The sequence below is a fragment of the Cytobacillus oceanisediminis genome (genome assembly GCF_004366035.1).
Lineage (GTDB): Bacteria > Bacillota > Bacilli > Bacillales > Cytobacillaceae > Cytobacillus > Cytobacillus oceanisediminis_C.
The window spans coordinates 11,746-25,793 of sequence record NZ_SOEE01000005.1 but is presented as its reverse complement, the minus strand read 5'-3'; the positions used below and the strand labels follow the sequence as shown (position 1 = coordinate 25,793).

Here is a 14,048-nt window from a genome sequence, read left to right as displayed (position 1 = left end):
TATGAGGCAACGGAGTAGCCGAAAGAGAAGAGAAGTCAGCCACAGAAAGCGGCTGCTTCTTCTTTTCTTCAGCTTGAGCTTAATTGCGCTGGGACTTTGGTTTACCACGACAAGCGCCTATAAAGTGGGAAAAGGGTATATCTCCTACAAGATGAATGCGCCTGAAAGAGAAATAAATCTAAAGAAAGAAATCACTGCAGCAGGCAGCATCGAGAAAGAAGAAGAGAAGGTTTTATACCAGGAAAAGCCGGGAATCGGCGAGGAAATCGGAGAATTGTATATTCCCAAAATCAAGTCTGTTCTGCCGATCATTCACGGAACCGATGAAGATGAGCTGGAAAAAGGGGTAGGGCATTATGCCGGCAGTGTCATGCCAGGCGAAAAAGATAACTCTGTCCTATCCGGTCACCGGGATACGGTCTTCAGAAGATTAGGTGAAGTTGGAGAAGGAGATATGCTGGAAGTAACGACAAAGGCCGGCACCTTTGAGTACCGGGTAAATAAGGTGCGGATTGTGGACGCGGACGACAGGACGGTCATTGTCCCTAAGCCTCGTGCCATGCTGACCGTTACAACCTGCTACCCATTTGATTTTATCGGGGATGCACCACAGAGATACATTTTGGTGGCTCATCTTGTATCTAAAAAGTAAAGGATAAGGGGAAAGGCTGAAGCCTTTTCTCTTTTTTGCGTGCTTTGTAATGCGGCCTTCCCCATTTGGCAGTTCTGCAGTCATGAATAAAGACACTATCAATGATATATCCTATTTACAAACATTTGCTATAAATTAACAGAATCTTTACAGCGGTTCATCAGGCCTATTGTTAGAATGAGGGTAAGTAAAATGCCCGTAAGCCTTTTGATCAATTACTTGTAAAGAAGGGATTTTAAAGGATGTCAAAACGAAAGCTAGTACTCTCGGTTGTGACCGCATTTTTCATCATTATCTTATTTGGAATCGTGATTATAGAGCCTGCAGAAATTTTGAGTAGAATCAAACAAAATAGCGAAGAGCTCAAAGGCGGATTTTCTGACAATGTCGTATATGACGGCAATCATTATAAGTTACTTCATCCTATTGGTGAAAAAAACAACACCCTCTATATTTCCCTGCCTGATTTAGAAGCCATCACATCATTAAAAACAGCGAAAAAAGAGAATCAGCTTACCATTCGATATAAAGATAAAAGGCTGATATATGACAATGGATTTATTCAAAAGTGCAGTCAGACTAAGGATGAGCTGTGTGGATATGAAAGGATAAATGACACTATCTATATCCCCGATGTGTCTGTCGAGAGGTTGGGATTTCAAATCGGCTTCTTTTATGATAAACAAACGAACACTGTCTCCATTAAGAGTCCGGAGGAGCAGGCCAAAAAGCCTCAGGATCAGGAATTGGGTTTAACGATTTATGTACATAAGGACAATGTGCCAGCCGAAAAATACGAACCGAGAAGCGGCATTTACCCGGGCGGGTATGTTTTGCAGGATGAATTCATCGATGCTAGCATGAATACATTCAACAAGCTTACAGGGAAGACACATGCCTCTTATTTCAAATATGTCGGTTATGGTAAACCGTTCCCCAAGGACTGGGCTGAAGAGGTCATAGCAGCAGGCGGGTTCCCTCAGGTAGCATGGGAGCCGAATAACGGCCTGGATGAAGTAAAGGATGATGAGTATTTAAGACAGTTCGCAAAGGATGCCGGTGAATTAAACGTTCCGATCCTTTTGCGCTATGCCAGTGAAATGAATGGAACCTGGACCTTTTATTCCGGTCATTCCGAGCAATACATCGAGAAATGGAAATTGGTCCATGATGTGATGGAGAAAGAAGCCCCTAACGTCATGATGCTCTGGAATGTCTTTACCATGCCCGAAGCAGCGATCGATGATTTCTATCCGGGTGATGAATATGTCGACTATGTTGGCGTCAATATTTATAACGTCTTCTATCACAATGATAAAATCGAAGAAAAGTCGGATTTTGAAGACCCGCTGCGTTTATTGGACTACGTCTATAATACCTATAGCCATAAAAAGCCCATTGTCATAGGAGAATATGGGGCAACTAATTACACTGTGACAGACGGGAAGCACCATGATAATTTCGCAGTTGAAAAGATAACCCGAATGTATAAATATCTTCCTGAACTATATCCCCGGGTTAAATTTGTTTACTATTTTGATGTGAATAATCTCGTGAATGCACCGGAAGGCAGGAAAATCAATAATTACGCCATTACGGAGAAAAAAAGCATCCTGAATGCATATGCAGCCAATGTGAAAGCGGATCAGTATCTATCAAAAATAGAGGTAAAACCAGCTGAGAGCGAGGTTTATTCGTACAGAGACTTCTTTTTTTACTGTGACGGAGAGCTATATGTTGATTATAAGTTTGTACGGGATTATTTAAACATGGATGTTAAAGAGGATAGAGGAAAATCAATGAAAGTAACCTATAATGGCAAAAGCATAGAAGTGAACCAGGAGAATTTGAAGATTGATAAAGCAGCCTTTTTTGAAAAAAGAGAGATAAAGGGACTTCCCCTTGGAGAAATATTAACCGCTTTTGAAGTGGAGAATAAATTAATAGATGGAGATTTGCATATTCAAATTACCAATTAGACTAAGCCGGTTCGAAGCGGCTTAGTCTGGATGACTACTCTCCATGAATAAAATAATCGATTAAGAAGTCCGCCCATACACGGTGGCCTTTTTTGGTTGGCTGGCTGTTGTCGGGGGCTAGAAACTCTTTCATTTCAGGATCATCCAGCTCCGGCCAGGCAGCCCAGTGATCCAGATAAGGAATTGAGTTTTCTTCACTATATTCCTTCAGCTCTTCCACATCTGTCGGATAGTAAATCGAATCGTATAGCGGATGAGGGGGCTGCAGGATAAACGTGCTGTCTGGATGTTTGCTTTTCACTTCACCCATAACAAAAGCGATGTTTTCCAGACCGTCTTTTGTTTCTACTTCCCTATTGTCATTCAAGGTGAAAGGTTCAAAGAGAATCAAATCGCCAGGGTTTTTGAGAAGATCTCCCATATTTTGATTAACAAATTGACTTGATGTCATATCGTAGGAGAGAGATTTAGTTTTAATAAGGTCTTTCCCGTACGCAGACTGGAGCTCTGCCTTTAAAAGTTCTGGCCAGGAATCAGACCCCTCCCCAAGTGAGTTAGATCCAAGTATGGTAATGGTATAAGCACGTTGTTCATCCAGAGCTTTATTGAATAACAGTTCCACGCTTTAACAGCCTAAATTCTAGTGCTCCTGCAGTCGAAAATATTGAATCTGCAGATCCAGCCAATCCCGAAAAGGAAAGATTACTGAGTTTAGCGGCCAACTGGAAGTGAAAAGGAGTGATCCATTTCCAATTATAACTAATGGCAAAATTAAAAAGACCTGCTTACCATAGAATAAACCAAGGTTGTTGATTAATATAGAACCTTACTAATTTGCAGCATGGTTTTTATTTTTCACAAAAGGACGTTTTTAGGGAAAGCATCGAGTCTAGATAAAGAATAGATTTAAGTCCTTTCCTTCTAGAACTGGAAAATCTTTTATATTAGTAGGTCTATATGAAACTTAATCGTGTTCATCACATAGCTATTATCTGTAGTGATTATAAAAAGTCCAGGTTATTTTATGTAGATATCCTTGGGTTACAAGTATTACGTGAAGTCTATCGGAAAGAGCGGCAATCGTATAAATTGGACCTTGGAGTTAATGGTTCTTATCAGGTAGAGCTATTTTCATTTCCTAATCCTCCGGAACGCCAAAGTTATCCTGAAGCAGTGGGCCTCCGCCACTAGCTTTTGAGGTTGAGGATATTGAGGAATGGACTACATATCTTCTGGCAAGAGATATAAAAGCAGAACCGGTACAAATTGACCCTTATACAAATAAAAGGTTCACATTTTTTAAAGATCCAGATGGGCTGCCGATTGAGATATATGAGGCTTAGATACAAAAAAATTGGTGTTATTAATGTTGCTGGACCCCCACGTGCATCTCCATACACCTGTACCAAAATATAGATCTGAAATGGTTGTTCATCCTGCCACTTTTCGTCTACGCTATAACAATTAAAAGTATGTCCATGTTTAATCAATGGCTGATGATTGTACCGTTCTTCTTCATTGGAGGCACCAGCCTGTCAAAAGTCCAGTAACACTACTGTTGAAATGCTAAGAAGTGCATAAAAAAGACCTCGTGCAAAGTCTTAATTAAATCGAATTCTACTAATTCAATCAATTTATCATATCATTTGAACTGTATAGATAGTATTTGTATCTTCTGTTTTAATAAATGGCTTCTTTGTCCTTTTTCGCCTATCCATAGATATAACTTTGTTGAACATTCTTATCTAAACGACATCCAATTAAATTCAGGTTCAGCTATATCAACTATACCAGGTTCTCTTATAGCATTTGAAAAGATGTCCTGAAAGGCTTTTAAGGTTTTTTTGTCATCAAAGGTGATTTCATTGGAACCTTTTGTTTTTGAAATACTAATGCTTTTAAAATCATTGTTGATTGATATTATTTTTTGATTTAGCAGAGGTTTCAGTAGTTTTCTTTCGATTGACAAGCAATAAGTTTTGAAGAAGTGGATATTATGAAAACCATCAAAAAAATAATTTTTTCAAATAGTAGTACCCCCAAAAGGTTTATTTTTAACTATCTTTCTATTTAGATGGGTCTAATATTTCAAAAAGTTTTTAACCTTGGAATTATATATTCAAACCAGAAAAAGTATAAGAGCTTCTCTAATCCGATGATAAGGGTATATCAGAAAGGTGCTTTAAAATGGTGTCTAAACCCGAATACGCATTTACAATTCTACAATATAATTGATGAAATTGAACCTTGCAAATTTACAGCAAGGATTTTTAATGTTTTTCAATAGCCTAGGTGTATCTTTTAAAAATTGTGATCATCCCTACCTGGTTGTACCACATTAATCAGAAGTGTTTTTATAGATAAAAAGAATCACTCAAATAACTTTAACTGCCAATTAATAAATATTTAGTATTGTGAAAATTTCTGCTTGCTATTAAACTTATTAAGGGACTATTCCTAAAAACTATAAGCTTTTTGATCCTTTTATACATATTTTTATAGAGAGAAAATAGTGATCAGAGGGCAATAAAAAAGGGAGAATTTATAAAATGACTTATCGGCCAAAGATTCGGAAAAAGCTTTTATCAGCGGCTTTATCTGTGGCGCTAGTTTCTGGTTCATTTGCTCCAGCAGCCGGATTTGCTAAATCCATTCACTTTTCAGATGTGGATACAGGTTCACAGTATGTGGATGCTTTATATGAAGGAGGCATCATTGAGGGCAGGCCAGATGGCACTTTTGATCCAGGTGGCCATGTAACCCGTGCGGAAGCTGCCAAAATGATTGTTAATATTATTAAGCTGGATGCTGAAAGTGCACCGAAAACGCCTTTTAAAGATGTTAAAGATAATGTCTGGTATACAAAGTATATTAATGCCCTTTACTCAGAAGGTTTAATTAAAGGAGTGAGTTCTACTGAATTTGCCCCTAATGATAAGCTAACACGTGCTCAGTTTGCTAAATTGGTAGTGGATGCTTATAGCTTGAAAATTGACCCTAAAGCGAGCGTGCCATTTACAGATCTAAAAAAAGGTGCCTGGTATGAAAATTACGTTAAGACACTCTATAAAAATAAACTGATTAATGGAACCACTTTAACCACATTTTCTCCAGATAACAACGTTCGGCGAGTGGACTTTGCCAAGCTATTAACGGAAACTGATTGGGCGGTTGGAGATACACTTGAGAAGCCATCACGAATCATAGAAATGAGCAGGGTTATTAATAAAGACAATACGTTGACCTTCCACGGGAAAGTAACAGGCATTAAGACAGTCAAGATTACTCTTTCAAATACAACTAAGCCTGAGCAAGAAAAAATCGTTTTAGAAGCACCTGCACTAAATGGTGAATTTACACTTACCACTGATGAGTTGGCGCCGGGTAAATATAAAATTTTCTTCCTTGATGATAAAGGAAAAGTTCAGCTGGAGGATTCTGTAGATATCGTTGAACTCGTTGCTGAAGTTAAAGAAGTTCAGGCAGACATTCGTGAGGATAACTCAGTTGTTGTAACGGGAAAAACAGTGAATGCAGATGCTGTAAAGATATCCCTTAATCAAAATGCTAAGACTGAAGCTAAGCTGAATCAAGACGGTACATATACACTGACTTTCCAGCCATTACAGCCAGGGGAGCATACTTTCAGTGTGATTGCATACCGAAAAGGAAAGGCATCAAGGGCTGTTTCAAAAACAGTAATCATTGAAGCATTGCCTCCTAAAATTGAAGACATAAAGGCTGTTGATGAAGATACCATTTCCGTGACATTTGATGATGGCAGTACAGCTGAAATAGACCTTGAAATGGTGCTTAACCATGGTGAAAATGAAATTACCTTTACTTATAAGGATTTTTCCTATACAGCAGTCGTCAGTTATGATGCCCTTACACCTGCCATTCAAAATGCAGTGGCAGCCATTGCAGCTCTTCCTGAGAAAGTATCAATAGAAGATAAAGAGGATGTTGAGCATGCTCGAGCTCTTGTTAATAAGGTATTCTCTATTAAAGAAGATGCTGAAATCCAAGGTTTAGCGAAGCTTAAAAGTGCTGAAAGCAGAATGGATTACTTAATCAATGGCCGAATTATTTTAAATAACTCCGGCTATATTCTTAAAACAGGAGAGACAGTTAAGTTATCAGCGACCATTACTCCTGAACAGCCAACAGAGATTCCGGTTACATGGACATCCAGCAATCTGTCTATTGCAACTGTTGCTAATGATGGAACTGTAACTGCCGTCGGTGAAGGTACTGCACAAATTACAGTTCAGACGGAAGATGGGAAAAAAGCGATGTCTGTCATTACAGTTAGCGATAAGCCAATTCTGCAGTTTAACACATATGCAAACGTAACAATTAACAATGAAATAAAGGGCATCAGTACTTCTTTTTACAACAAGTACAATAAAACAGTGACGGTTGAAAAAGTGGAAGTATTTGAAGATACCTCATTGCGCAGCAGGTTTACTAAAACGGATTTTGAAAGTGAAGGAATAGAGACACAAATCCAGCCTAATGGAAGCTTTGGTATTAGTATTTCGTTCAGGTTAGGTTTATGGACAACCAGTGATAATTACGTAAAGTATACGATCAGTGAAGGTGGAGAAATGTTCGAGTATATTTCTAAACTAAAATAAAAAATGGTCAATGACCGTGAGGTGTCCCTTCTTATTAAAAGTTTTTATAAAAGAAGGAAAAATCTATACAGGAAGGATTAAAGATAGCTTGGCTTTGCTAAGCTTTTTTTTTGTTTAAATTGAAAGAATTTACACATAGTTAAGATAATAAAAGATTAATTATATGATAAAAGAACTAAAAACATGTTATTATTTCCCTAAATATATTAGATGGAGGGAGTAAAAGAGGTGATTGAAGAAGCACTCAAAAAAACGATACGTGTTTTGTCTCTATTTGAAATGTTGAATAATGGGGAAATAATAAGAAAGAAAGAAGCAGCAGAACGCTTTAAAGTAAGTGAAAAAACGATACATAGAGATTTGAAAGAAATAAATATCTATTACTCTAAATATAAATACAATACGTTAGTTAACAGCGTTGCCTATAATCGTGTGGAAAAAGGTTATTTCCTGAAGGTTAGGAATACATAGGGGAATTAAAAAGCCGTCCGATTAATAGGGCGGCTTTACACTTAAACATCTGGCAGGTACATTTCAATCAAACGTTTTGATTGAAAGCTTCGACTATAATATTACCTAAAAGGAAGGGTTATTTAGGTAAATAGGAACATGTAATTTTCAACACCCTGAAGAGAAGTAATTTATACATAGTTGTAAATTCTTGCTGAAATAAATGTTTTCCTGGGAAATTTCTGAATTCCATGTCGAAACTTAAAAAAGTTTAACCTGGAAAAATTTTTTCGGTTTGATAGGCGCTCTAAAGGGAATTGGTTTTAAAGAGCGATAAATTTAAAGAAAGAGGTGAGCATCTATGAGACCTTTATTTGGAACAGTAGAATATTTTGAACAAAAGATTGATACGCATCTTACGAATAAAAAATTAAAAAATAAAGAAAAACATATTAAAGAAATCGTATCAAAGCTGGAAAAAGAAATCCGCCATGACTTCATCTGCCACGAAAGAATTAAGAAAGAATGCCTCGACAATCTATTTAAAGTGTCCAAAAGAACAGCTGCCATGCAGTAAAAAAAGAACACAATTGAGACCGATTAGTTTTGTAGAAGTATTTGAGTTTAGGGGTTAGATCTTAGCTTAGCTGCTCATTGTTATAGTCACTTATTATAATCCCACAGAATTGCCCATTCATCTTTTTCTTTCCCCACAAAGATGTCCTGTTCGATATCAAAATTACCATATTTCCCTTTGAACGTTTGGATGACAGTAAGCTTGTAAACTTCCTTGATAGCAGTGTCCTCCTTGGACATTCTCCAGGATTTAAGCTTTTCGGGATTGCCTAGAGTATATGTAAAAGTATCTACACCAAAATGATTCATAAAAACGTAGGCGCGGTCCTGGATATAGTGTCCTTTTGAAAATTTCTTCTTCATATTGGAGTGAAAGAGCTCCCATGAGGAGGAGAATTCTCCCTTTTGTTCATATGAATAGAATTCTTCAGCGAGGTCTTTCGATCCCTTCTCAGATGATGAGAATAGGAGTTTGAAAGCAAACAGGATCATAACCGCCACAATGAGCCCAAAATCATTTTTAGGATTGTATTCTGCTGATGTCTTTTTGATCCCATGGATAACGCTCCTTTTACGCATATAGTTTGTTTACTATTATCCTATTCGGGTGTGGGTGGATAAATGAGAAAAGGTGCTGAGAATATGTGGATCAGTACAATATTGATGAAATACAGAAAAAAGAACACCTTATTTGGGTGTTCTCTGTGTGATTGCTAGTATTATAGGGGTTTCGCATAAAAAATAAATCTTTGGGGTGCATCGCCAAGGTAGCTGAAGGGATAGCAGGTTGTTACAGTCAGGATCTCATCGGGAGCTGTGCGTCTTATAATTGTGCGGTCATCTGCATCGACTATTTTCGTATCATAAATTTCATAGGAAAACTCTCCATAAGGGAGTTTTACAGTGAAGATATCTCCTAACTCCAATTGATCAAATTGCCGGAAGACTGTATCACGATGCCCGGACAGCACAATCTGATCCTTTTGGGTGGGAAATGCCGTTCCGGGGTAATGCCCCACACCGACTGCAAGCTGCTCCTCATCCGTTCCTTCGATAATGGGGATGTCCTTTTGCAGCTTTGGAACGGTGAGCAGGCCAATTGTCTCGTTCGGCTGAAAATCCAAACTGATGGGTTCAGTTTTTGAAGCTTCTAAAATCTCCATTGCTTCTTCTTTTTTTTCCTCCGTCTGAACATGTGAATCACGTATCTGCCATAATGAATAGCCTGTTAGAACAGATCCTGCGAGCAGTAAAAATAGGACCGCATATTTCAACTCTATCACCCTTAAAAAATATATTTTTTACGACAAAAATCGCGATATACAGCTTCCTATTTATAGTATATATTTCATATATAAATAGAAATAGTAAAATTTTACATTAAAGGGAGCAGTGAGAATGCCAAAAAGAAAGTGGTTACATTTAGCAGTTGTTTTAACCATGATTTTCTCATTTTTCAGTCCGGCTGCCAACGCAGAAGAAAGCAAGAATCCTTCGACTGCCATTGAGCTGCTGGATCCAACCTATCAAGAAGGGCAGGTCATTCTAAAGTGGAAAACCCTGTCTGAGACAGATGCCGAGGAAACATTCTTTATCATCAAAAACTCCCAGGAAACATCCATTAGTGCAAAATTACAATCAACTTCAAACCTGGATGAAAAGGTAATAAAGGAATATGAGTATATCGATGCTGATATTCAATCAGATCATCCATATACATATGCAGTCAAGAAGGCAGAAGATCAGGCTGTGAGTGACTCGAAGGAGGTCAAAGTCGCTGAGGTGAAGGAAAGTGATGAAGACCTGACTGAAAAGGATGCCGATGATTCTCAGCCAGCTTCTGAGCAGCCTTCCAATACTGGCGAAAGTGAAGAAAAAACAGGAAATTCAGATGAAGCTAACGGTGAGCAGGAAAAAGCTGAAGTGCCAGCTGAAGAGGCAGAGGTTTCTTTTGAAGATGCCAATTTAGAGAAGTTGATCCGGTTCGCAATCGGGAAAGCAGAAGGGGCCATTTTAAAGGATGACCTAGCTGGTATAACCTCGCTTGAGATCAATAACAGCTATGGTGATATTCCCAGTCTAAAAGGGCTCGAAAATGCAGTGAATTTAAATACAATAAAAATTGAAAACATTTCTGTTTCAGACATTTCTGTTCTGAAGGAACTAAGCAAACTGACTTCCGTGAAATTATTGTCTTTGCCTGTTTCCAATATTGAAGTACTTTTATTTTTGCCGCAATTGGAAAAGGTGGAAGCGGGTTATCTGGACCTGGATTTAGGAACTTCATCCGTTTTTGAGACACTGGCTTCGAAGGGAGTCACTGTTGAAACACTTGATGAAGATTCTTCATTTTTATTGACAGCTTACCGGATCACAGAATCATCCGCGCAGATTTCATGGGGAATGTATAATCGCGATACGGTAGAAGAGTACAAACTATATGTGAATGGAAAACTGGAAAAAACGTTAGACGGCGGGGTATATGAATATCATTTATCAGGACTTAATGCCTCAGCTCCTTATGAAATTAAAGTCGAAGCCCTAAAAGACGGCAAGGCTCTTGCAAACCAGGTGCATTCTTTTACAACACTCTCTGCCCCCCAGGGTGAAAAGACAGCCATCGCCGATGAAAACCTGCTTCTTGCCATTCAGGGGGAGCTAGGGCTGAAACGCGAACTCTATAAAAGCGACCTGGAACGATTAACTTCTCTTGCTGCACCAAATATGAACATTGAGTCACTAGAGGGACTTGAAGATGCTCTTAATCTGGATCACTTGGTGATATACGGCAACCAGATCCAGGACTTAACTCCACTAGCCGGCTTGAAAAAACTGATTATCCTGGATATTGGAGACAATCCGATTGCGGAAGCAAGTGCTTTAACCAACTTGTTAAATGTAGCCAATCTTGATTTATCCTACACCGATATTAATGACTTTACATTCTTAAAAGATCTGTCAAAATTGCAGGTTGTTTATCTATATGGAAATCTGCAAATAGAAGAACATGCTCCAACCCTGGCGGTAATAGAGGCTTTAGAAGCCAAAGGTGTTGAGGTCTATCATGATTTACAGGAAAATGTGAATCTCGAAATTTACCCAATCTTTGTAAACGAGTCAAGAATTGGACTTGAATGGGGTTATTGGACAGAGGATGAGGAGGACTATTCTTATCCGGATCAATATGTGTTCATGTTTGATGAGAAAGAAGAGGAGCTGTCAGGAGATACCACATCAAAAATCATTGAAAATCTTAAACCTGATACCACATACACCTTTAAGGTAAAAGCGTATGAAAATGGAAAACTGATTGGAAGAGCATCACTGGATGTGACGACCAAGAAGCCGCCTTCCGGCAAAGTCATTACTTTCAAAGATAAAAACTTGGAAAAGGCCATCAAGGACTCTTTGGGAATTGTCAGGGATGTACAAGAGAGTGATCTGATTGATCTCACTAATCTTGATCTTGGTGCAGCATCTATCAAAGATCTGTCAGGCATTGAAAAAGCTGTAAATCTTGAGTCTCTCTCTTTATGGGGGAACGAGATCAGTGATCTGACTCCGCTTAGCAGTCTTATTAAGCTGAGTGAACTTGATTTGGATGATAATCCGATTTCAAGCTTGAAGCCGCTTGATTCTTTGAACAACTTGAACACTCTGTTTTTATCAAATACGAATATCAAGGATTATTCGCCATTAAATCAGCTTGTGAATTTGAATTACCTTTTCCTGTCTTCAAATGGATTGACCTCAATCCCTAATCTATCGAAACTGACAAAGCTTGAGTATCTGGTCTTGGATGATAATAGCCTGACTGACTTAAAGGGAATTGAAAGTCTCCAAAATCTTCAGGCGCTTGAAGTTAGCCATAATCCAGTATCAGATCTGTCTGCTTTAGGCAGCCTCAATCTTATGGCTCTAAATGTCGCTTATACTGACATCACGGAACTTAAGTGGGCTAAATCATTAGGCGCACTGCAGTTTTTGAGTATTGATGGCAACAATATTGAGGATTTAAGCCCTCTGGCCGATTTGAAGAATTTGATTATGCTTAGTGCAAATGAGCTGCCAATCACGGATATTACGGTCCTGCTGGAGCTGCCGCATCTGGAATATGTAAGTCTCTATAACAATGACCTGCTCGACCTATCTGAAGGATCACAAGCCATGCGTGTGATTGAAGAGCTTGAAGCAAAAGGTGTGTATGTTGAATACGGAAATTACAGTGAAGAAGGACATTTATATTTCGATTGGATAGATACAACCAGCACTTCGATTGAAACATCGTGGATATATGAAGGGGAAGAAGACATCAGTAGCTACCGTATCTATTTAAACGGAGAGTTGGTTGATGAAGTGGATTCCTCTAAAACAAGCTATACCTTTGAAGGATTGGAGCCAGGAACACCATATGAGATTACCTTGGAAGCCTATGCTGGAGAGGAACCAGTTGATTATGCCTGGGAATATGTATGGACAGCAAGTGAAGACTTCTACTTTACCGATATGAAAACAGATAAAGACTCAATTGAAGCTTTTTGGACATACGAAGGAGAAGAGGAGATTTCCGGCTATGATGTCTACTTAGATGGTGAGTATATGGATTCCCTGGATTCTGAAAGCAGCAGCTATCTTTTTGAAGAATTATTACCCGATACGAGCTATCGCATCATGGTCGAAGCTCTGAATGATGAAGGAATGGTTATTGCTCAGGCATCCGAAAATGTAGTTACAGATCGTGAAGAACAGCCTGGAGAAGATCCTGGAGAAGACCCTGAAGAGGATGGAGATTCAGATAATACCCCTGTTCCAGGAAAAACGCCAGCTTCAGGCGGCAAGTCAGATCCAAAGCCAGCTGATAAAGTGAAAACTACTGCAGCTAAAGAAAAGAAAGCAGCAAGTGGAAGTAAGCTGCCTAATACTGCAACGAACCATTATAATTTATTAGCCATGGGTCTACTGACATTGCTGGCAGCTTCAATATTATTTATTTACACTCAGAGAAGAAAAAAAGTATAAGAATTTACCGCAAAGCCCTGTGAAGAGGATCGTCTTCGCAGGGCTTTTGTTATTCAAACATGGCTGCTGAAAAATAGCAAAAGACGGGCAAAGCCCGTCTTTTGTACTTACCTATACTATTAAAGTTCCAATTCTGTATACAACCCCTCGCGAAGGCAAGAATGTATGGAAGGAGGAGACGGGGAGATTGTTTTATTATTTTGGTGCACAGTTATTTTCATAAGTACTTCCTCAGCTAGTTTGGAGAGCTTTTTAGAGCATGGGATTATTCATTTTAATTGGGACGCTAAATCGTCTTTTGCCGATCTGTTTCATGCGATGCCTGAAAGCCCGTCTCTAGCATTCCTGCTATGAAAACTGGCATGCTTATGTCTTCTTCATTCTAACAAATGCGTTGTTTTTACTGAAAAGAAATAAGATTTTTTCTGGCCTGGCTGCTTTTTCTATTGTAGTCTTGACCGAAATTCTCCAGCTGTTTTTTCAAGGGATGGAAGATTATTTTATGTCGAAATCTATCTGAATCACTGCTGAGGGAAATATAGAGAATAAAGAGAAAGGTGCTTTATATATCTTTTTTGTTTCTTACCTTTCTTTTTAGTGCAATGGTCACCATCTTAGCCAGCAAAGTATAATACATAGCAAACAGTCATCCTTTGTTGAGGTGGCTGTTTTTCAAAGGGTTCATTCCATGTTCGAATCTTTTAATGCTTCCTTTCATTTTTTTATTTGGCA

9 protein-coding genes and 1 pseudogene are annotated in these 14,048 nt (G+C 38.6%); 7 read left to right on the top strand and 3 right to left on the bottom strand.

The window, feature by feature from the left end; translation table 11 throughout:
* The first annotated feature begins 1 nt into the window (after position 1).
* Both DFO72_RS13440 and DFO72_RS29765 read left to right on the top strand, forming a co-directional pair.
* Complete coding sequence (locus DFO72_RS13440) at positions 2-652, top strand: class D sortase (protein WP_113882174.1); 651 nt, start codon at positions 2-4, stop codon at positions 650-652.
* 242 nt (positions 653-894) lie between these two features.
* Positions 895-2,631 (top strand): glycoside hydrolase family 26 protein, encoded by a 1,737-nt coding sequence (locus DFO72_RS29765; protein WP_208326891.1) that lies wholly within the window; start codon positions 895-897, stop codon positions 2,629-2,631.
* A 34-nt stretch (positions 2,632-2,665) separates the two neighbouring features.
* Here DFO72_RS29765 and DFO72_RS13430 read toward each other — a convergent pair whose 3' ends face one another.
* Complete coding sequence (locus DFO72_RS13430; protein WP_113882173.1) at positions 2,666-3,253, bottom strand: SGNH/GDSL hydrolase family protein; 588 nt, start codon at positions 3,251-3,253, stop codon at positions 2,666-2,668.
* A gap of 335 nt (positions 3,254-3,588) precedes the next feature.
* Here DFO72_RS13430 and gloA2 point away from each other — a divergent pair.
* The 4 genes and pseudogenes from gloA2 (at position 3,589) to DFO72_RS13410 (ending at position 8,298) form a co-directional block, all read left to right on the top strand.
* Positions 3,589-3,974, top strand: a pseudogene (gene gloA2, locus DFO72_RS13425) (SMU1112c/YaeR family gloxylase I-like metalloprotein).
* A 1,206-nt stretch (positions 3,975-5,180) separates the two neighbouring features.
* Complete coding sequence (locus DFO72_RS13420; protein WP_113882172.1) at positions 5,181-7,271, top strand: S-layer homology domain-containing protein; 2,091 nt, start codon at positions 5,181-5,183, stop codon at positions 7,269-7,271.
* Between the two features lie 228 nt (positions 7,272-7,499).
* The gene (locus DFO72_RS13415; protein ID WP_166672483.1) at positions 7,500-7,742 is read left to right on the top strand and encodes a DeoR family transcriptional regulator; all 243 of its coding nucleotides are present in this window, start codon (positions 7,500-7,502) and stop codon (positions 7,740-7,742) included.
* 340 nt (positions 7,743-8,082) lie between these two features.
* The gene (locus DFO72_RS13410) at positions 8,083-8,298 is read left to right on the top strand and encodes a hypothetical protein (RefSeq protein ID WP_113882170.1); all 216 of its coding nucleotides are present in this window, start codon (positions 8,083-8,085) and stop codon (positions 8,296-8,298) included.
* Positions 8,299-8,384: 86 nt separating this feature from the next.
* Here the strand turns inward: DFO72_RS13410 and DFO72_RS13405 are convergent, their stop codons facing one another.
* Together DFO72_RS13405 and DFO72_RS13400 are read right to left on the bottom strand one after the other, a co-directional pair.
* A complete protein-coding gene (locus DFO72_RS13405) occupies positions 8,385-8,876 on the bottom strand; it encodes a hypothetical protein (RefSeq protein ID WP_243856158.1) in 492 nt (163 codons plus the stop codon).
* A 140-nt stretch (positions 8,877-9,016) separates the two neighbouring features.
* Positions 9,017-9,580, bottom strand: a complete 564-nt coding sequence (locus DFO72_RS13400; RefSeq protein ID WP_243856157.1) for a class D sortase — start codon at positions 9,578-9,580, stop codon at positions 9,017-9,019.
* A 115-nt stretch (positions 9,581-9,695) separates the two neighbouring features.
* Here DFO72_RS13400 and DFO72_RS13395 point away from each other — a divergent pair, with 115 nt between their 5' ends.
* On the top strand, positions 9,696-13,316 hold the full coding sequence (locus DFO72_RS13395) for a leucine-rich repeat domain-containing protein (protein WP_113882502.1): 3,621 nt from the start codon (positions 9,696-9,698) through the stop codon (positions 13,314-13,316).
* Positions 13,317-14,048 lie beyond the last annotated feature (732 nt).

Excerpts from the sequence above, each read along its gene's own strand:
- DFO72_RS13440 (WP_113882174.1), top strand. The coding sequence starts at position 2 with ATGAGGCAACGGAGTAGCCGAAAGAGAAGAGAAGTCAGCCACAGAAAG.
- DFO72_RS29765 (WP_208326891.1), top strand. The coding sequence starts at position 895 with ATGTCAAAACGAAAGCTAGTACTCTCGGTTGTGACCGCATTTTTCATC.
- DFO72_RS13420 (WP_113882172.1), top strand. The coding sequence starts at position 5,181 with ATGACTTATCGGCCAAAGATTCGGAAAAAGCTTTTATCAGCGGCTTTA.
- DFO72_RS13410 (WP_113882170.1), top strand. The coding sequence starts at position 8,083 with ATGAGACCTTTATTTGGAACAGTAGAATATTTTGAACAAAAGATTGAT.
- DFO72_RS13405 (WP_243856158.1), bottom strand. The coding sequence starts at position 8,876 with ATGCGTAAAAGGAGCGTTATCCATGGGATCAAAAAGACATCAGCAGAA.
- DFO72_RS13395 (WP_113882502.1), top strand. The coding sequence starts at position 9,696 with ATGCCAAAAAGAAAGTGGTTACATTTAGCAGTTGTTTTAACCATGATT.